Below are 19,904 nucleotides of genomic sequence, written 5' to 3' on the forward strand. Positions count from 1 at the left end.
GTATGCATAACTGCAACCAGTGATTTGTTTTGCCAACAACCGGCCAATGGCCATTTTTTAGAGATTAATGGAACTAAACATGAAGAAAATGGTGAATCTCCGCATTGCGTTAAGCCTGCTGTTTGTCTTTGCTGTTGCAGGTTGTAAAGCGCCACCGAAAATCACTGATGACACTATGGTCACCAGCACCGTCGATGGTGTGACCCTGATCCATCGTCATGCCGTAACCCCCCCTGCGCAGTTAAGCCCCATCAATGAAGAATATCGTGCGCTTTATCCGGCGTCGGTCATGACCCGCCCTGACTTCGGCGGCAAAGTCGTCACGACGTTACAAACCGGCGGAAGCTATACCGTGCTTGGCATGGTAGAGAACAACTGGCTGGCTGTGGGCGAACAACCTCAGCAGGCTGCAGCGCCGGATGCCGATGCGAAGAAAACCGCAGATTCAGTACCTCAGACGACGTCGCATCCAGCTCAGCTAACCGGCTATGTGCCGTTCCGCGCGCTGGTGAAAAGCGATTTGTATGATCAAACCCTGAAGGCTGACCAACCTAAACGCCGTGCCCGTACCAGTGCGAAGAAGAAAACCTGCGTGTCGGTCGATGGTGACAGCAAAGCCTGTCAGAACGGCAATAGCGGGACCTGGATCATCAACTAAACACGATGAACATGGAGGGACAGAAGATGGCATTGACGCTAACAACATTCCGACTGAGGCAGTGGCTGTGGCCGCTGCTGGTCCTGCTGCTGACTGCCTGCAGCAGTAGCCAGACCCTGGTGGCGCGTTACAACCTGAACTTTCAGGCGCACCCGCAAATCAATGCCGGTGCGCCGCTCAAGGTGCGGGTGATGCTATTAACCTCTGATGCGGCATTTATGTCTGCGGATTTCTATTCCCTGCAAAACCAGCCGGCCACTGCCCTGGGCAACTCACTTCTTAATACGCAGGAATTCTTCCTGCGATCAGGACAACTCAGCAAAACTCTCACCGGCAAGAGCCTGCCGGAAGCGCGTTTTATTGGCGTTATGGCTGAATATCAGACGCTGGATGGCAAGGTATGGCGTCTGGCATTGCCCTTCCCGGATGGTGACAACAGTTCTTTCTGGCAATTCTGGAAAAGTAATGATGGTGAGCTTAACGCCCGCATTGTTGCTGATATCAACGGTCTGCGCCCGGTTAAGCAGTAAAGGATGATTATGAACAGAGCCGAAAAGGTGGTGTGGACAGAAGGTATGTTCCTGCGCCCGCATCATTTCCAGCAGTCGGAAAACTTTCTGCACAGTACGCTGCGCGAATGGGGGCAATCCCAGCGCGTCTATACCTGGGGTTTTTTTGACGTCGAATTTGATGAAGCCTTGCTGCGTCAGGGCAAACTGGCGTTGAGTGCTGCCAGTGGTTGTCTGCCAGATGGCACCTTCTTCTCCTTCAGTCAGCCACAGCAGGGCCCGGCACCACTCGACCTGCCAGAAAATATTGATCGTGCCAAAGTGGTGCTGGCGATTCCGACACGGCGCAATGGGCGTGAAGCGGTGGCCTTTCAGGATTCACAGGACTCGCTGGCGCGCTACCTTGCCTGGGAAACCGAGGTGGAAGATGACAATGCGCTGGCTGTTGGTGCGGCAACGGTGCAGTTTGGCAAATTACGCCTGCGCCTGATGCTGGAGCAGGATCTTACCGCCGAATGGACCGCGATGGGTGTTGCACGGGTGGTGGAAAAGCGTAGCGATAACCATATCCGCCTCGACAGTGACTACATCCCGCCGATGCTGACCCTCACCGGTAGTCATGCTTTACAAAGCATGATGAACGATCTGCACGGGCTGATACAGCAGCGTAGCCAGCAACTGAGCCAGCGTGCACCTAACACGGGCCGTTTTAATAGTGCCGACATGGTTGATTTCATGCTGCTGGCGCTCCTGAATCGCCAACTCGGTTTGCATGCCCATCTGCAACATTTGCCGTTGCTCCACCCCGAATCGCTGTACTGCCATTGGCTGCAACTGGCGGCCGAGCTTTGCACCTGGCTACCGGCCCGCACGCCGGATATTTTTCCCCGCTATGACCATGACGATTTGCGCGGGTGTTTTACCCGCCTGGCGCTGTTGTTACGCCAGGGGCTATCGCAGGTAATGGAGGAGAGCGCGATCCAGTTGCCTCTGACGCAGCGTTCACATGGCCTCAATGTCGCGACCGTGCCGGATAGCAGTATGGTGCGCGAGTTTGGTTTTGTACTGGCGGTGAAAGCCAGCGTCCCGGCCGATGCCTTAAAAACCCATTTCCCGGCGCAGATGAAAGTCGCACCAGTCACCAAAATCCGCGATCTGGTGCAGCTGCAACTCCCCGGTCTGGCGCTGATTGCCATGCCTGGTGCACCGCCGCAAATCCCGTGGCATGCGGGTTACAGCTACTTTGAACTGGATAAAAACAGTGAGCTGTGGAAGGAGATGGAGCGCTCAGGAGCCTTTGCACTACACCTTGCCGGTGAATTTCCGGGCCTGAATATGGAGTTCTGGGCCATTCGCAGTCAGTCAGAATAATCAAAACTGAGCACGCATGATGCAGCCACAACCAAAATCGAATAGCGATGCCGCGACGCCAGACCTGAGCCACCAGAATATCCTGGTGGCAGCGGCGAATCCGCTGATTAACGCCATCCCTCAAATCCGCCATTCTGTATCTCACGACGACCCTGCGCGTCTGCGTCAGCAATTGATTGATCAGATTCGTCGTTTCGAGCTGAGTTGTCAGCAATCGGGTCTGAGCTATGAAGTGATCATTGGTGCGCGTTACTGTCTGTGTACCGCACTGGATGAGGCCGCAGCGCTCACGCCGTGGGGCAGCCGGGGAGTCTGGACCAGCAACGGTCTGCTGGTGACCTTTCATAACGAAACCTGGGGCGGTGAGAAGTTTTTCCAGCTGCTGGCAAAACTTTCACAGAATCCACGTCAGCATATTTTGTTGCTGGAGTTAATTTATTTCTGCCTGCTGCTCGGTTTTGAAGGGCGCTATCGGGTGCTGGATAACGGGCGCTCGCAACTTGAAACCATCAAACAGCGTCTGTTGCAGATGATCAGAGGCGTTCGTGGCAGCTATGCGTCTGCACTGTCGGTGCATCCTACCGATCAACCGGTGCTGCGCAAGCTGTGGCGTCCCATGATCCCTCTGTGGGCCTGCGCGGCAGTGGCGGCGTTGGGGGCCTGTCTGTTTTACATCATTCTGAACTGGCGGCTGGGGGACTACACCACCCCGGTGCTGGCCAACATCTATCAGACATCGCTGCCAGAAATCCAGATTCGTAATCCGGCACCGCCACCCCCTGCGGCACTTAACCTGAAAACCTTCCTCAAACCGGAAATTGATGCGGGTCTGGTAGCGGTACGTGATGAAGCCGATCAAAGTGTGGTGACGCTGAAAGGTGATGGTTTGTTTACCTCCGGTGCAACGACGGTACGTGGCCGCTATGAAGCGGTTATTCAGCGTATTGCGGCGGCCATGAACAATGTCAGCGGCAAGATTCTGGTGGTGGGATATACCGATAACGTCCCGATCCGCAGCGCCCGCTTTGCCTCCAATTATGAACTCTCCCTGGCGCGTGCGCAGTCAGTCCAGACCCTGCTGCAACAGCAGCTGGCGCAGCCGAATCGGGTGAAGGCCGAAGGGCGGGGCGAAAGCAATCCGCTGGTGCCGAACTCCAGCGCCGCAAATCGCTCCCGTAACCGCCGCGTAGAAATTACGCTGCTGGTGGCACCGGATGCGACTCAAGCTGAACTCAACGGCCTGGCGAGAGGGAACTAATCCATGCTGAATATGCTTTTTGCCGTGCTGACCAGCCGCCTTGCCTGGGGGTTTGTCGGGATCACTGCACTTTCTTTCATTATCTGGGTCATTGGCCCGGTATTCTCTATTGTTGACTCCCGGCCACTGGAGCCGGAACAGAATCGTGTTATCAGCATCGCTTTGCTCTATCTGGTGTGGGGCCTGAGTCAGGCGATTCCCCGCATCTACAATATGTGGCTCAACCGTAAACTGATGTCGAGTCTCGAAACGTCACCGGCGGATGTTCCAGAGCAGGATCGCAAACGCCTGACCAACGAAGAACAGGTGCTGGCGAGCCGTTTTAGCGAAGCGACCGACATGCTCAAAAAGGCGCATTTTCAGCGCCATAACAGCAAAGGCACACCATTCTGGGCGCAGCGTTTCAGCCGTCAGTATCTCTATCAGCTGCCCTGGTACATGATCATCGGCGCACCGGGTGCCGGAAAAACCACGGCGCTGGTGAACTCCGGTCTGCAATTCCCGCTGGCGGACAAGTTTGGTAAGGCGGCGCTGCGTGGCATTGGCGGGACACGTAATTGTGACTGGTGGTTTACCAACGAAGCGGTGCTGTTGGATACCGCCGGACGTTATACCACCCAGGAAAGCCAGCAGGAGCGCGATGCCAGCGAGTGGCATCATTTTCTTGGGCTGCTGTGTAAGTACCGTGGTCGTCAGCCGATCAATGGCGTAATCGTCACCCTCAGCGTGGCAGATCTGTTGAGTCAGACGCCGGAAGCGTTGCGTAATCAGTCGCTGGCTTTACGTCAGCGACTGATGGAATTGCACGATCGTCTTGGTATTCGTTTCCCGGTGTATGTGCTGGTCACTAAGGCGGATTTGCTTAAGGGATTTCGCAGCTACTTTGGTGGGCTGGATAAAGCACAGCGGGAACAAATCTGGGGCTTCACCTTTCCCTGGGCGCAGGCCTCAACGGCTGAATTTGAACTGAGTAGCCAGTTCCAGCAGGAATACTCACTGCTGCAGCAACGTCTTGATGCAGGCCTGGCGGATACCCTGCCGTTGGTCAGTGATGCGCAGGGACGTGCTGAAAGTTACCTGTTCCCGCAGGAGTTTGCCGCCTTGCGTCCCCATCTGGCGGAAGCGTTGGATACGTTATTTGCCCGTTCGGATTTCGAGACCCAGTTTGCGCCGCGTGGCATTTATTTTGCCAGCGGCACCCAGGAAGGTTTGCCATTTGACCGCGTGATGGGGGAGCTGACCCGTGCGTTGCACCTGCCCGGACAACGGGACGGCGAGTCAGGCAATTGGGACCAGGTCGGAAAAGATGCACCAATTCCGCCGCCGAAGGGACAAAGCTTCTTTCTCAAAGACATGCTCGAAGACGTGGTGTTCCAGGAGTCAGGATTGGCGGCCAGCAATCGCTGGTGGGAACTGCGCAACCGTGCCGGTCTGTGGTCTGGCTATCTGGCATTACTGGTCATCGTGTTGATCGCCGGTGCGCTGTGGCTGACCAGCTACAGTAAAAATAAGGCTTACCTACAGGAAATGGCGGCAAAAACGCCTGAAGTGGAAAAACTCGGGGCGCTGCTGCAACGGGAAGGAACGGGCGATCTGTTTGCGCTGGTGCCTTATCTCAATACCATTCTGCACCTGCCAGAAAGCAATGACTTTTCGTTGCAGGATCCGCCGCTGACACGCCGCATGTGGTTGTACCGGGGTACTGAAGTCAGTGACGCCACCCAGGCGCTGTACAACAAGGCTCTGAAGCAACTGCTGATGCCACAGGTGGCGCAGCATATCACTCGCTGGTTACGTAATGACAACGGCAGCGATGCTGACTACAGCTACGAAGCGCTGAAGGCGTATCAGATGCTGTATCAGCCGAAGCACTACGACGGCAAGTTCCTACAGGCGTGGCTGATGCTGAACATCTCGCGTGAACTGCCGCAGAACGTGACGCAGCAGGAAGTGAAACAGCTGGCATGGCATCTGCAACAACTGCTGGAAACGCAAATTCAATCCTCGCCCTATGCGAAGGATGATGCGCTGGTAAAGCGCGAGCAGGCGCTGATTAATCAGATGCCGCTATCCCAGCGCGTTTACGGACGCCTGAAGCGTCTGCTGCAACGTGATGGCACCTTACCCCCGGTGACGCTGGCAGCGCTGGGCGGTCCGCAAAGTGAACTGGTCTTTTCCCGTAAAAGTGGCAAATCGGTGAATGATGGTGTGTCCGGCCTGTATACGCCGGAGGGATACTGGCAGCACGTGGATAAACAAATAGCGCCGGTAACCCAGGCGCTGTTTCAGGATGATATGTGGGTACTGGGCGGCACCAGCCAACAGGAAAACAGCCAGCAGACCGATCTGGCGGTGCGTCAGCTGTATATGCAGGATTACATCCGCCAGTGGGAGCAATTCCTTAGCGATATCCAGCTCAATAGCAGCGCTGATCTCGCGCAACGCATTAACACCGCGCGTCTGCTTTCCGGCAACCATTCACCGCTGCGTCAGCTGGTGGTGAATCTCAGCAAAATATTGACCCTTACGCGCGCGCCGACGGATGACAAAACGGCGCAAAAGCAGCCGTCTTCCTCAGATAACAGCGCAACACGTACCTTGCAGGCGTTGTTTAGTACGCCGAAAGCCAATGCGGCACAAAGCCAGGGCAGCCCTGCGCCGGAGCAGGTGGTTGGCGCGCACTTTGCGGCCATTATCGAACTGGCGCAGCCGTTGCAGCAGGGCAGCAAGGTGCTGGCAGTGGACGATTTTCTGCGCCAGATTGACGATCTTTATCGTTATCTCACCGCAGTACAGGATGCGGCTAACAGCGGCATGCCGCCGCCTTCAGGTGATGCGATCAGTCGTGTGCAAGCCAGTGCCGGACGCTTACCGGGTTCGCTGCAAAATATGGTTTCAAGTATGGCTGTCGGGGCCAGCAGTGATGCACAGCAGCGTGACATGGAAAATGTGCGTAAGCGTATCCGCATGGAGGTAGGCAGCTTCTGTCAGCAGGCCATTGCCGGACGGTACCCGCTGGTACGTAATGGCCGTAATGAAGTGACGCCGGATGATTTAGCGAGAATGTTTGCGCCTGGCAGTGGCCTGATGGATAGCTTCTTCCGTGACAATCTGGCGAACAAAGTGGATACCACTCATGCGGCCTGGCGGTTTACCCCGGGCATTGATGGCAAAACCCTGCCTGGTGGTGAAGCGCTGTTACGCCCGTTCCAGCAGGCCCAGTCAATCCGCGATGCCTTCTTCACCAACGGTGCCACCACGCCGTCATTCCGCGTCACGCTGCGCACGGTGAGAATGGATAACGACATCCTCAACCTGACGCTCGATGTGGACGGGCAGATTCTGCGCTACAGCCACGGTCCGCAGGCAGTGCAAATGGTGAGCTGGCCAGGAACCGGTGGGACCAGCCAGGTGCGTATGCAGCTCGGTTTAACCAACGGTACGACATCAACGCTGGTGACCAGCGGCCCCTGGGCACTTAACCGCTTTTTTGACCGAGCCCGACTGACGGACGCAGGTGGTCTGACACGCGAAGCCAGCTTTAATGTTGAGGGCCATCAGGTCACGCTGTCGTTCACGCCCGGCAGTATTCGTAACCCGTTCCAGCTTCCCGCTTTTAGCTGCCCCTGAATTGGAGCCTGACAATGACGCAATACGCAGCACCCGGCTGGTACGGCAAACTGCCCGATGCGGGTGATTTTGTGAAGCGACGCTTTCCCGACACCTTGCTTCGGCAATGGTCAAACTGGTTTCAGGTGGGTTTGCACCACTGGCAAACCAGCACTGAAGGGGAGAGCGCCCCTTCGCGTGACTTTCTGAGCGCACCGGTCTGGAATTTTGTGGTCCCCCCGATGCTGGGGAGCCAGCTCATCCAGATGGGCAGCCTGACCGCCTCGCGCGACAGCGTGGGCCGTCACTACCCGCTGTGCGCCTTGCGCCACTTCAGTCCTGCGGAATGGTCACCTGCTTTGCTGGCCCATTCCGGTGACTGGTATCAGCAGGTCGGCAACACCTTGTTGCGGGTGGTGAGGGATGGCAGCACAGTGGAGCAACTGGATCAGGCGCTGCTCAGTATTCCGCAGCCACAGCAGCAGGCGAGTGGCGAGCCCTCGGACATTCTGGCGATTATCGGGGAGGGGGGAAGTGTCTCGACCCTGAGCTGGCAACTGCCTGCCGACAGCTTTGACCCACAGTTTTACACCAGTTTCTGGTGGACAAATCAGAGCGACGGATTCCCGCTGTACACCCATGTGCATAGTGGCAACTTCACTGCGCAGCTGTTTTCGCTACTGTTTGATCCCGCTGGCGGCGCGAAGCCAGGACGAAACGGACTTTATCCCCCTATGTTTGAATCCTGAGGTGTACCCGCATGACGATCAATATTCAGGAGTTGCTGGCACCGGTCAGCAATGACCATCCCTGCGGTGAAAACCTGGAATACCACGCAGATTATCAGGCGATGGAGCAGGCCAGTGCCGGTAAGGCGGAACAGCAATTTGGTGACACCATCATCCCGGCGGAACCGGCTGACTGGAACCGGGTAGAAAAACTGGCGACTGAGTTGCTTAGTCGCAGCAAAGACTTGCGCGTGATGCTGGCACTGACGCAGGCGTGGGCCAATCTCCAGGGTCTGCCGGGGTATGCCCGGGGGCTGACACTAATTGAACAGGCCCTGCTGTTGTATTGGGAACCGCTCTGGCCCCGTCTGGAAGAGGATGGCGAGCAGGATCCTTTCTACCGAATAAACGCGCTGGCGCTGCTGGGTGATCAATCTTCTCTGACAGCGGCGGTACGTCAGGCCTGGCTTTTACGCCATGCTTCCGATGGCATCATCTTGCGCGATGCCGCCGCCCTGTGCGACGGCAGCAAAGCGGAAATTGCTGATTACCCCGGCGGCATGGCGCGCTTGCGGGATGAACTGGCACAGCCAGGGCAACCTGCGGCTGAAGCCGTGCTGAGTATTCATGTGCGTCTGCAAGCTATCCGCGAAATCCTGGTGGAACGTCTGGATGAAACCGCAGCGCCAGATATGGCGCAGTTGCAGAAAAGTTTTGCGCTGCTGGCGGGGCTGGCTCAGCCCGGTGATCCGGGAACGATGCAACCTGACACTGCCAGTGAGCAGGCCGCAGATGAATCTTCCCCTACCGCTGTCCCTGGGACCACACGCAATACACCTGACTGGCGCAGCGCGCAACTCAGCACCCGCGCCGATGCGCAACTGATGCTGGAAAAGGTGAAGCAATACTTCAGCCAGCACGAACCTAGCCATCCGGCACCGCTGATGATTGATCGTGTGCAACGGCTGATCGAGCTCGACTTTATGGACATCATCCGTGATCTGGCCCCGGACGGGGTTCACCAGCTGGAAAATATTTTCGGACGCCGTAACTAACGCGCGTTTACCTCTTCATCACGCAGTGAGACCTGCGCCTTTACCCGCGCATCATTTATGGAGAAAACCATGGCCACAATGAAATCCAGTGGGCAGAAATTTATCGCCCGCAATCGCGCGCCTCGCGTTCAGATCGAATATGACGTGGAGATCTATGGCGCGGAGCGCAAAATCCAGCTGCCGTTCGTCATGGGCGTGCTGGCAGACCTCGCAGGCAAGCCGCTGGAACCGCAGGCAGCCGTTGATGATCGTAAATTCCTTGAGATCGATATTGATAATTTTGACGAGCGCATGAAAGCGATGAAGCCTCGTGCGGCGTTCCAGGTGGACAACACTCTGAACGGCGAAGGCAAACTCAATATCGAACTGACTTTCGAAAGCATGGATGATTTCTCGCCCGATGCGATTGCCCGTCATGTTGAGCCGCTCAACAAACTGCTGGAAGCGCGCACTCAACTCGCCAACCTGCTGACCTATATGGATGGCAAAAACGGTGCGGAAGAGTTGATTGGCAAGATTCTGCATGATCCCACGCTGTTGCAGGCGCTGACGCATCTGCCAAAACAGACTGACGCGGCAGAAGGGAAGGAGGAGTAATCATGAGCCAGAGCACCGAACAGCAGCCAGTACAGGGTGGCACCAGCTTCAGCCAGGATGAGTTTAGTGCGTTACTCAGTAAAGAGTTCCGCCCGAAGAACGATCAGGCACGAGAAGCGGTAGAAAGCGCGGTAAAAACTCTGGCGCATCAGGCGCTGGAAAATACCGTGACTATCTCGAACGATTCCTATCGCACCATCCAGTCACTGATCGCGGAAATTGACGAGAAATTATCGCAGCAGATTAACCAGATTATTCATCACGATGAGTTTCAGAAACTGGAAAGCGCCTGGCGTGGCTTGAGTTATCTGGTGAATAACACCGAAACGGATGAGATGCTGAAAATCCGTTTTATGAGCATCTCCAAGCAGGAATTGGGACGCACGCTGAAGCGTTACAAAGGCGTTGGCTGGGATCGTAGCCCGCTGTTCAAGAAAGTCTATGAGCAGGAATATGGTCAGTTTGGTGGTGAACCCTTTGGTTGCCTGGTGGGCGATTACTACTTCGACCACGGCCCGCAGGATGTGGAGCTGCTGGGTGAAATGGCGCGTATTGGCGCTGCCGCGCACTGTCCATTTATTACCGGTGCAGCACCGGAAGTGATGCAGATGGAGTCCTGGCAGGAACTGGCCAATCCACGCGATCTGACCAAGATCTTCCAGAACACGGAATATGCGGCCTGGCGCAGCCTGCGTGAATCGGAAGATTCACGTTACCTCGGCCTGGTGATGCCACGTTTCCTGGCGCGTCTGCCGTATGGTATTCGTACCAATCCGGTCGACAGCTTTGATTTCGAAGAAAAGACCGACGGTTCCGATCATAACAATTACGCCTGGAGCAACGCGGCTTATGCGATGGCGGCCAATATTAACCGTTCGTTTAAAGAGTACGGCTGGTGTACCTCCATTCGCGGTGTGGAATCGGGCGGGGCGGTAGAAAATCTGCCTTGCCATACCTTCCCGAGCGACGATGGCGGCGTGGATATGAAATGTCCAACCGAAATTGCCATCAGCGATCGCCGTGAAGCCGAGCTGGCGAAAAATGGGTTTATGCCGCTGGTGCACCGTAAAAACTCTGACTTCGCCGCCTTTATTGGTGCGCAGTCGTTACAGAAACCGGCGGAATATCACGATCCTGACGCGACGGCCAATGCGCGTCTGGCAGCTCGTCTGCCGTATCTGTTTGCCTGCTGCCGCTTTGCTCATTATCTGAAATGCATCGTGCGTGACAAAATTGGTTCTTTCCGTGAGCGTGATGAGATGGAGCGCTGGCTGAACGACTGGGTGATGAACTACGTAGACGGTGATCCGGCTAACTCATCTCAGGAAACTAAATCACGCAAGCCGCTGGCGGCAGCCGAAGTCAATGTTGAAGAACAGGAAGATAATCCGGGTTATTACGCGGCGAAATTCTTCCTGCGTCCGCATTATCAGCTTGAAGGTCTGACGGTATCACTGCGACTGGTATCAAAACTGCCGTCGCTGAAATCGAAAGATAATTAATCGTTGCGAATGATTCAGAGAATCTGAATTTTCAGGTTCTCTGCACCCTTTTCTTATTGCGTTAATGCGTAATAAGAATCCCCTCTGAATAACACATGTAGCGCTATTCAGAACACGAGGCAGAGGTAAAATATGGACTGTTTTATTCAGCCCCATGCTTTCCTGTTTGCCATAACGATGCTTGTTAAAAGCAAAGCGTAAATCAAACAAGAGAAGAGAATTATGGCTATAGATATGTTTTTAAAAGTTGATGGTGTGACGGGTGAGTCAAAGGACTCTAATCACACCGGCTGGACGGATATTACCTCCTTTAGCTGGGGGGCGACTCAGCCTGGCAATATGGCAGTAGGTGGCGGCGGCGGTGCCGGTAAAGTGAACTTTAATGATCTGAGCGTGAATGCCCTGATCGACAAATCCACCTCCGCTATTCTGAAGTACTGTGCGAACGGTAAACACGTGACTAAAGTGGAACTGTCCGTGTGCAAAGCCGGTGGTTCTCAGGTTGAATATGCGCGTATCACGCTGGAAGACGTGCTGGTTTCTCGTCTGGATTACACAGGTGCTGCCAATGGCGACACTCTGGCTGTGACCTACGGTTTCCAGGCAGCGAAAGTGAAACAGCAATACTGGGAGCAAAGTTCTTCTGGTGGTAAAGGTGCTGAGAGCAGCGCTGGCTGGAATATTAAAGAAAACAAAGAGTCGTAATTGTTTTATAAGGCGGCCTTACGGGGCCGCTTTATGTGATATTAAAAAATAACTGTATTTAATAGCAAAAGGATATTGTGATGAGCGGAAATAGCATGGTTGAACCGGGTTTTTGTGTGGTGCAACGTCCCGGCAGACTGACAGAGCAGGCGATGTTTCTGTTCGGAAACCGCAATATTGCGGCGGCCAATTACTTTTTGCAATTAAATGCGGATGTCGCCTGGGCGAAACCAGGGCAGATACTGATAGTGGCTGATCCCTACGGTCATAACAGCCTGGCAGCCATGAATGCGTTGAGAGCAGCAAAAACTGCGACCAATAACAGCCTGGATCATCTCTCTGCAGATGAAGCCAGCTTTTTTCATCAGCATTACGCTTCGATTGCAGCAATCACCAACTTTATGGACAAATCATCGGGTGTTATCGGGGATGCCGGAGAGAAATATTTCGCGGAGATTGGTAAAAAACTGACCGCCATTGAGGTCGCTTACCGCAACCAATACCTGACTGCGGGTACGCTTATCGGCGAGCAGTTCTTTGTTGAGCGTCGTCGTTTGTTTGGCGAACTGGATGTGCTGTTAAATAAATTTTCCCGTCTGGTACTGAAATTACAGCCTTATCAGAAGTTAAAACACGCTTTAAACCTGTCAAGTTCATCGATCGTACACGACTGGGAGAGTGCAGGGGTTGGTGCAATTCGTGGTTACTCCACCTACGTTGATGGTGCCGCGAAGGCCGCAAAGTTTATGAAAATGGGTGGCTGGGTATCGATTGGATTTAGTGCGTTGAATACGACAAATGATGTTTATGATGCCTGCACCGTAGACCGCAGGGATGAATGTGCTAAGGTTGCGGTAAGTAAATACACCCAGTTTGCTGCCAGCACTGCGGCAGGCATTTATGGTGGCATCGGTGCGGCCCTTGCCCTGAGAGGGGCATGTCTTGCGGTTGGAGCAGTTACTGGACCTGTCGGATTGCTAACGTGTACTATAGTCAGCTCTGCTGCTGGTGGAATAATTGCAGCAAAAGGTGCAGAAGTGAGTGTGGGTTCTTTAATGGATAAGTTATTATGACATTGGCTGATTATTTCCTATATTTATCTCTGGTGTTATATTTTATCGCATTCTCTTCACAGTTAGTCGCTTATTTTGTTTTCAAAAAAAATCAAAGTAAGTACGAGTCTTTATTGAGTGACTTCAGACAGCACGGTATTCAGTTGGATATCATCACGAATTTTGCATCTTTTCTTGGTCCAATATTTAATGCGCATAAAATAGCTTATTTTGTTGATGTTTATCACGGAAAGAAAATTTATCTGGATAGAAATAAATCCGTGAGTGAAGAAGCGAACTTGTTTGTTAAAAATCAGCCGCTGAGCAGAATTTCCTGGATATTGAGTTTGCATAAGTTAAATGTTGCCAGTTTTACGGTGCTGTTTCTTGCTGTTGCATTAAGTTTTATATCCAATTCTTTTCTGAAGTAGCTCAATGGTGGTGTGGTAGGTACTATCGTGGATAAATACGATGCCTTTTATGATTTCCTGCTTTTCTTACAAGTTTTTTTATTACTTCTTACTTTCAGTATTCATATGTATGGAGTCTTCCTGTTCAAAATTAATGCCAGAATCTATGATTCTCTATTAAAGGATTTTGGTAGTAAAGGCTTGCAATTGGATATAATAACCAGCATCTCCACTCATTTTGGAAGTTTCTTTAATGAGCTTAAAATCATGTATTTTACCCGCCTCTACTATGGGAAGACTTGGTATTACAAGAAAAATGAGGTGGTGAGTGCGGAAACATATCAGTTTGTTCAGGAGCTCCCAAAGGATAAAATTGGCTGGATTATTAAACTTCATCGAGTAAATATGTTTGCTTTCGGTATGGCTGGGTTGTTCGTTGTAGTCGCTTTGATCTGGAGATTTTTGTATTTTTGAATTATCAAGGATGAGTCAGGTTAATATGTGTGATTTTTTTATGTACGGAAGCGTATTTTTGTTCTTTTTGATTGGATTTTTGCATATATATGCGAACTTTGTTTTTAAAAGAAACAAAAACAAATATGATGATTTTTTAGATGAGTATGAACAAGCAGGGCTGCAGTTAGATCTTACCACCAAAGTCTCTAGTCATATGGGTTTCTATGCTAATTATCAGAAATTGGCTTTTTTATGCGATTGTATCGTTGGGAGAAAATACGATTTTCGCGTAATGAGTTTGTCAGGAGGGAAGCGTATGAGTTTGTTCAGAAACAACCAAATGATAAAATAGGTTGGATGAAAGGGTTGTTGAGTTTGTATAGGGTGATTTATTTTATAACGGCTTTATTTTTTTCTTTTATGGTGATTTTTATTCATGTGTGTAAGTGACTTGTAGATTTAACCCGCCTGTAGTCGAGTTGGTTTCCTCAAAAGGAGAGGGAAGCTTATGGATAAAAGAGTAGCAATAGCATCATTACTGGCTCTGTATCAATGTTATGCCAATGCTCAGAATGTATGTAGCCATGCGGTAAGTGATAGTGAAAAGTATGCCTGCCGTAAAGAAGAGAAACTTAAGTCTGAACAAGCCTTAAATACGGAATACCTTGCGGCGAAAAAAAGAATAGAAGATGAATACAAATCTTCACCTGTAGATCTGAAAAATTACCTCGATATTCTCATCAAGTCCCAGAGAGGATGGCTTGTCTATCGTAATGGTCAATGTAATCTTGAATCCTTTATCGCCGAGAAAGGCACCATTGTTCACAATACCCTTAATGATACATGTATCTCCCGAATAGATATGGGACGTGTCGAACAACTTAAAATCATACCTTATAACTGACTTTACCGGTATCAAACCATTCTGGCTTTATAAATTAAACTTCCCCACTCAAAAAATCAGCTCCCTATATCCCGCCCCTTTCCTCCGAGAGGTGCGCAATATAGATGCCGAACAGCTAACCGCAGGAATCCGTTATGCGCTTTACGATAATAACGACTAAACCCGGCCATCAGCCGCCGCAAGCCCTTTTTGACTTCTTACCACCTGGTGGCACCATTGGTCGTGGTGTTGATAACAACCTGGTGTTACCCGATGACGACCGGACCATCTCCCGTTTACAGGCGATTGTCCATATTACCGTTGACGGTGAATGTCGCCTGACGAATCGCGGCAACGTCACGCGTGTGATGCTGAACGATATTCCGCTGGAACGTGGGCGACAGGTGGAATTACAGGACGGCGATATTCTCGGCATTGATGACTATCAGCTGCTGGTTAATGATATTAACGCACAGCAACCCGCTCAGCCGCCGAAGGCCCCATCCCAGTCGGTGACCGAACCTGCTGTGATTGCTGATGAACCACCCGCAGCAGTGGCCAGCGGTACCGCTGCGATCCCGAGTGAGATCTGGGATAGCCTGGCGAAGGAGTTCTCCATCTCCGATGATCTCTCGAAGCCAAACAAAGTGACACCCGCAGCGCCAGAAGTGAACCCGTTGACGGCCCCCGCATCGCCCGATCGTAACCCGGAAGATCCGCTAGCCTCACTGATTAATGATGCCCCGCTGGATATTGGTCAGCAGCCTCAAAATAACAGCCTGTTTGATGCCGGTGACGCCCTGTTCGCCCAGGACAGTATTTTCGACGATGCAACGCCGAGCGCGCTGGCAGGGCAGAAAAGCGTCGTTGCAGCGGCACCGCCCGAAGCGAAGCCCGCGGAACTGGACCCGCTCAGCCTGTTTGGCAGCCAGAGCGCTCCCGATCCTCGTATTCATGACGATCCGCTCGGCCTGATGATGGGAGGGGCGGTTCCGCTGGCACAGCCGGAGCCACAGCCAGCGCAAGTCATCAGCATCACCCAACCTGAGCCTGAAGAAGAAGCCTCAGACGTCAACTTGGCTGATCTGAGCAGTTCACCGCTGTTTGACGACACCGAAACTCAACCAGCCGCTGAATCTGTGCCATTGATTGATGAGGCCGTGGAAGCCAGCCCGGCAAGCCAGGTTGAATACGGCGGCATCACCCTGCCTACACCGCAGGCGGTACAACGCACGCCATCACCGATACCGAAAGGTCGTCTGCGTATTGACCCGGTGGCCTCCAGCAGCCAGAACGGTGCTTCAGCCCAGAGCAGTGGCGACGCGTTAAAAGGCGAATTGCTGGATGCCTTGCTGGAAGGCATGGGGTTGCAGGATTTACAGCCCACGCCGCAGTTTGATCGTGAACAGATGCGCCAGTTTGGTCAGATGCTCAGCATGTTCTCACAGGGGACGGTGGCGCTGCTCTCTTCACGTTCGATTCTGAAGCGTGGCGTAAAAGCGGATATGACGGTGATTCTCGACGACGCCAACAATCCCTTCAAATTGCTGCCTTCGGGTAAAACTGTCCTGATGCAGATGTTTGGCAGCCGCATGCCGGGCTTTATGCCACCCCGTCAGGCGGTGCGTGATGCACTGATCGATTTGCAGGCACATCAGTTGGGAATGATCGCCGGAATTCGCGCCATTATCGCTTCGATGCTGCAATCCTTTAATCCGGATCAGCTGGAAGAAGAGGCGCGTCAGGCGGGATCGGTATCGCGTCTGGGGCTGCCCGGTAGTCGCAAGGCGGCATTGTGGGAACATTTTGTTGAGCGTTACGGTGAAACAGCCGGAGAAATCGAAGACGACTTCCACACCCTGTTCGGCGAAGCCTTCCTGCACGCCTATGACATGGAAGTTAATCAGTACAAAGACTCACAAACCCACACGGATGACGCATGAATATCACCATTGCTTCCACGTCGAATCAGGGCGACCGCGCCAGCAATCAGGATCAGACCGGTGAAATCATCGGTGAACGTTCAGCCTGCTTTGTCGTTTGTGACGGCGTAGCGGGCTTTCCCGGCGGTGAGGTGGCGGCCACCATCGCCCGCAGCAGCCTGATGGATGCTTTCAACGGTGATAGCCACCTGAATGCACAGTCCATCCGCAATTATGTTAATCACGCCAATCACGCGATTCGCCAGCAGCAGAAAGCCAGCAGCGAGCACAGTCGTATGGGTACGACGCTGGTCAGCCTGTTTATCGATCGTGATTACGAGCTGGCCTACTGGGCACATGCCGGAGATAGTCGTCTTTATTTATTTCGGCGTGGTTATCTGTATCACGTCACGACCGATCACAGCCTGGTCCAGCAAATGAAAGATGCTGGTCATCAGACGGAAGGGATCAATACCAACTTGCTTTATTTTGCCCTTGGTATGGGGGATGAACAGCGTGATGCCAGCTATAGCGATGTGGTGGAGATTGAAGATGGTGACGCCTTTTTATTGTGCACCGATGGATTCTGGCACGGCGTCACGCTGGAGCAGATGCAGCAATCGTTGCATATGGTCAATACGCCACAGGAGTGGCTGACGCTGATGCAACAAATCATCAGAAACGACCAACCGGAAAAAGGTCAGCAGGATAATTTCAGTGCGCTGGCTGTCTGGGTTGGTTCACCTCAGGACACCACCTTACTGCACTCGCTGTCAGATGCGGCGCAGTTTTTCCCTCTTCGCGATTGAGAACGCCAACATGAAATATGGATTACTGGGTCTGGCTGCGTTGCTGCTGAGCACACACGCTTTTGCAGAGAACTATCGCATTGTTCAGTCCCCGGCACAGAAACTGGATGTCTGGATTGATGACGTAAAAGATAACCAGCTGGCAAGCTGGTGCCAGAAGAGTGTGGATCTGCGCATCGTCACCAAAGGTGAAAAAAATGCAGCGGTACTGGATGGATTCCTGCCGCGCGTGGCGGGGCTGATGGCTTCCCAGTGTAAGTCGCTGCAACAGCTGCATTGGCAGCTGGAGGATGAGCAAGGTAACGCACTGGCAGAGGGCAGTGCCGAACAGACGAAGAACTGGCAGCCCGTCATCACGCCACCGCCACCCGTCGCTGCCCCAGCACCGGCGGCGCCGGTGCTCAATTCACCCCCTGCGGATACCACGCCCTGGCAGCAATTCAGTCTGCTGGATGGGTGCCATTTCCGTACCTGGTGGACTCAACCGGCACATTCCAGCGCGATTTTTGTCCCGTCGAAACAGGGACTGATCTGCGCTCAGGATGGCTGGCTGAGTGGTCACAGCACCCTGACACAGATGGGGAATGGCGCAGCAAAATCGGTGGAAGTCACGTTCCTGCAGGGATTTCCGGTTGCCGGGCTGAATAGCAAACCCTCACCCCGTGAACTGACGATTACCACGGTCAACCGTGAGCGCATGGTGCTGAGTAACGAGAAATCACCAGAAAGCTGGCTGGTATTGCCGTTTAGCCCACAGTTTAACGGCTGGCAGGCACCTGATCAGGTGGTGGTACAAATGCCAGCCAGCGATGCTACGGATGAAAGCGCATTACGCGCCCGGCTGCAGGAAGTACGCAAAGTCTGGTCGCCGTGGCTGAACAATGCATCACCGCTGAAAATTCTGCTGGTGGAACAATTGCATCCGGAACTGAAAGATCCGGCTGCTGCCGTTTATCGCACCGTTAACTAACGCAAAGGAGCATGCATGGACAGGTTACAACAGCGTCTGGCTACCGCATCACTGGCGGAAAATCTTGCCAGCATTACGGCGCAGATCCAGGCGAATCCGGCTGATGCCGATTTGCGCGCTGCTTTTGTTCAACTGCTGTGTCTGGCTGGCAACTGGACGCGAGCGCAAATCCAGCTGCAATCCTGGCTGGCATTGACCCCGCAGGCGCAACCGACAGTCACGCTGCTGCAACAGGCGATTGCCGGTGAACAACAGCGCGCTGCGGTATTGCAGGGTGAAGCTCAGCCACACCTGCCGGGCAGTGCCTGGATGTGGTGTGAAACCTTGCTGGCTGCGTTGCAGGCTGACATTGCCGGAGATGTTGCACATGGCACCGAACTGCGTCAGCAGGCACTGGAAAACGCTGCCGCGAATCCGGGTTTGCTGGAGCAGCAGGACCAGCAGATGGATTTCCCCTGGTTGATGGATGGTGACAGCCGTTTTGGTCCGGTTTGTGAGGCTCTGGTTAACGGGCGTTATTACTGGATTCCGTTTGCCGCCATTCGTGAAATGCAGTTTCAGGCACCGACCAGCGTGACGGATCTGGTATGGCGTCACACGCGGGTACAACTGGTGGATGGCAGCGAGCAGGTCTGTCAGCTTCCGGTGCGTTATCCTCTCACGGCAACGCCTGAAGAGCGCTGGCTGCGTAGCAGCGTCACCGAATGGCAACCGCTCGGCAATGACGACAGCCAGTTTATTGGTCACGGTCAGAAAGTCTGGCTGAGCGACAGAGCTGAATATCCGCTGCTGGCGCTGCAGCGCCTCACGTTCGATCTCGTCGAGTCGTCTTATGAGCCGTGATTATCCTGCGCAACAGGACGGCTATGCCCAGCTGCATGGCGGCTATCGTGCGCGTAAAAATCGCGACACCCTCACTTCGCGTGACAAGTTGCAATCATCGCTGCTGGATCGTCTGACCGATGATGCCCCCGACAAACGCACGGAGCCTGGCAACAGTATCCTGATCAGCCACAGTACTTTGCGTCGCCATGTGCTGCGTGATTTGCAGTGGCTGTTTAACACCATCAACAACGAAGCGCAGCAGGATCTCGACTGCTTTACCCATGTGCAGCGCTCGGTGTGGAATTTCGGCGTCGCACCGCTGGCCGGGCAAAATATGTCCGATATCGAATGGCAGGATGTCCAGCGAAAAATGACCGATGCCATCCTGCATTTTGAACCCCGTATCCTGCCGCAGGGTTTGCAGGTGCGTTGCGTTAGCGACCTGGCTTCCCTCGATCTGCACAACGTGTTGTCACTGGAGATCAAAGGTCGCCTGTGGTGCGTACCTTATCCGCTGGAGTTTCTGTTCCGTACCGAGGTGGATCTTGAAAGCGGCCATTTCGAACTACAGGATGCGGGGTAATC

Annotated in this window: 19 protein-coding genes; all 19 read left to right on the forward strand. The window is 53.4% G+C overall.

The genetic code is table 11. The annotated features are described in order from the left end of the window. The first annotated feature begins 67 nt into the window (after positions 1-67). The 19 genes from PW844_RS05745 (at position 68) to tssE (ending at position 19,902) form a co-directional block, all read left to right on the forward strand. On the forward strand, positions 68-658 hold the full coding sequence (locus PW844_RS05745) for an SH3 domain-containing protein (RefSeq protein ID WP_299449395.1): 591 nt from the start codon (positions 68-70) through the stop codon (positions 656-658). A gap of 26 nt (positions 659-684) precedes the next feature. After that, on the forward strand, positions 685-1,188 hold the full coding sequence (tssJ, locus tag PW844_RS05750) for a type VI secretion system lipoprotein TssJ (protein ID WP_299449398.1): 504 nt from the start codon (positions 685-687) through the stop codon (positions 1,186-1,188). 9 nt (positions 1,189-1,197) lie between these two features. Beyond that, positions 1,198-2,538 (forward strand): type VI secretion system baseplate subunit TssK, encoded by a 1,341-nt coding sequence (gene tssK, locus PW844_RS05755; protein WP_299449401.1) that lies wholly within the window; start codon positions 1,198-1,200, stop codon positions 2,536-2,538. Positions 2,539-2,557: 19 nt separating this feature from the next. After that, positions 2,558-3,796, forward strand: coding sequence for a DotU family type VI secretion system protein (locus tag PW844_RS05760; protein ID WP_299449612.1), 1,239 nt, complete (start codon positions 2,558-2,560; stop codon positions 3,794-3,796). A gap of 3 nt (positions 3,797-3,799) precedes the next feature. Then, complete coding sequence (gene tssM / locus PW844_RS05765; protein ID WP_299449404.1) at positions 3,800-7,426, forward strand: type VI secretion system membrane subunit TssM; 3,627 nt, start codon at positions 3,800-3,802, stop codon at positions 7,424-7,426. Between the two features lie 14 nt (positions 7,427-7,440). Beyond that, complete coding sequence (tagF, locus tag PW844_RS05770; protein ID WP_299449407.1) at positions 7,441-8,154, forward strand: type VI secretion system-associated protein TagF; 714 nt, start codon at positions 7,441-7,443, stop codon at positions 8,152-8,154. Between the two features lie 11 nt (positions 8,155-8,165). Further along, entirely contained in the window at positions 8,166-9,188 is a 1,023-nt protein-coding gene (gene tssA, locus PW844_RS05775; RefSeq protein ID WP_299449409.1) for a type VI secretion system protein TssA, read from the forward strand. A 69-nt stretch (positions 9,189-9,257) separates the two neighbouring features. Further along, a complete protein-coding gene (tssB, locus tag PW844_RS05780; protein WP_299449411.1) occupies positions 9,258-9,785 on the forward strand; it encodes a type VI secretion system contractile sheath small subunit in 528 nt (175 codons plus the stop codon). A gap of 2 nt (positions 9,786-9,787) precedes the next feature. Further along, positions 9,788-11,287: a type VI secretion system contractile sheath large subunit gene (tssC, locus tag PW844_RS05785; RefSeq protein ID WP_299449414.1), complete on the forward strand. Its 1,500-nt coding sequence runs from the start codon at positions 9,788-9,790 to the stop codon at positions 11,285-11,287. A gap of 222 nt (positions 11,288-11,509) precedes the next feature. Next, positions 11,510-11,992, forward strand: a complete 483-nt coding sequence (locus PW844_RS05790) for a type VI secretion system tube protein Hcp (protein WP_084875884.1) — start codon at positions 11,510-11,512, stop codon at positions 11,990-11,992. An 80-nt stretch (positions 11,993-12,072) separates the two neighbouring features. After that, positions 12,073-13,065 carry a hypothetical protein gene (locus tag PW844_RS05795; protein ID WP_299449422.1) on the forward strand — a complete coding sequence of 331 codons (993 nt, stop codon included), beginning with the start codon at positions 12,073-12,075 and terminating at the stop codon, positions 13,063-13,065. Then, positions 13,062-13,475 (forward strand): hypothetical protein, encoded by a 414-nt coding sequence (locus PW844_RS05800; protein ID WP_299449424.1) that lies wholly within the window; start codon positions 13,062-13,064, stop codon positions 13,473-13,475. Before PW844_RS05795 ends, PW844_RS05800 begins: the two co-directional genes overlap by 4 nt. 27 nt (positions 13,476-13,502) lie before the next feature. Further along, entirely contained in the window at positions 13,503-13,928 is a 426-nt protein-coding gene (locus PW844_RS05805; protein ID WP_299449426.1) for a hypothetical protein, read from the forward strand. 490 nt (positions 13,929-14,418) lie between these two features. Further along, entirely contained in the window at positions 14,419-14,814 is a 396-nt protein-coding gene (locus PW844_RS05810; protein ID WP_299449428.1) for a lysozyme inhibitor LprI family protein, read from the forward strand. A gap of 134 nt (positions 14,815-14,948) precedes the next feature. After that, positions 14,949-16,736 carry a type VI secretion system-associated FHA domain protein TagH gene (gene tagH, locus PW844_RS05815; RefSeq protein WP_299449430.1) on the forward strand — a complete coding sequence of 596 codons (1,788 nt, stop codon included), beginning with the start codon at positions 14,949-14,951 and terminating at the stop codon, positions 16,734-16,736. After that, a complete protein-coding gene (locus PW844_RS05820; RefSeq protein ID WP_299449432.1) occupies positions 16,733-17,524 on the forward strand; it encodes a protein phosphatase 2C domain-containing protein in 792 nt (263 codons plus the stop codon). The genes tagH and PW844_RS05820 overlap by 4 nt, the downstream gene beginning before the upstream one ends. A 10-nt stretch (positions 17,525-17,534) precedes the next feature. Further along, a complete protein-coding gene (locus PW844_RS05825; protein WP_299449434.1) occupies positions 17,535-18,494 on the forward strand; it encodes a hypothetical protein in 960 nt (319 codons plus the stop codon). A gap of 15 nt (positions 18,495-18,509) precedes the next feature. Next, the gene (locus PW844_RS05830) at positions 18,510-19,337 is read left to right on the forward strand and encodes a type VI secretion system accessory protein TagJ (protein WP_299449437.1); all 828 of its coding nucleotides are present in this window, start codon (positions 18,510-18,512) and stop codon (positions 19,335-19,337) included. Continuing rightward, on the forward strand, positions 19,327-19,902 hold the full coding sequence (gene tssE, locus PW844_RS05835; protein ID WP_299449439.1) for a type VI secretion system baseplate subunit TssE: 576 nt from the start codon (positions 19,327-19,329) through the stop codon (positions 19,900-19,902). Before PW844_RS05830 ends, tssE begins: the two co-directional genes overlap by 11 nt. The last annotated feature ends 2 nt before the right edge of the window (positions 19,903-19,904 follow it).

It is taken from the genome of Pantoea sp., assembly GCF_028283705.1.
Taxonomy (GTDB): Bacteria; Pseudomonadota; Gammaproteobacteria; order Enterobacterales; family Enterobacteriaceae; genus Pantoea.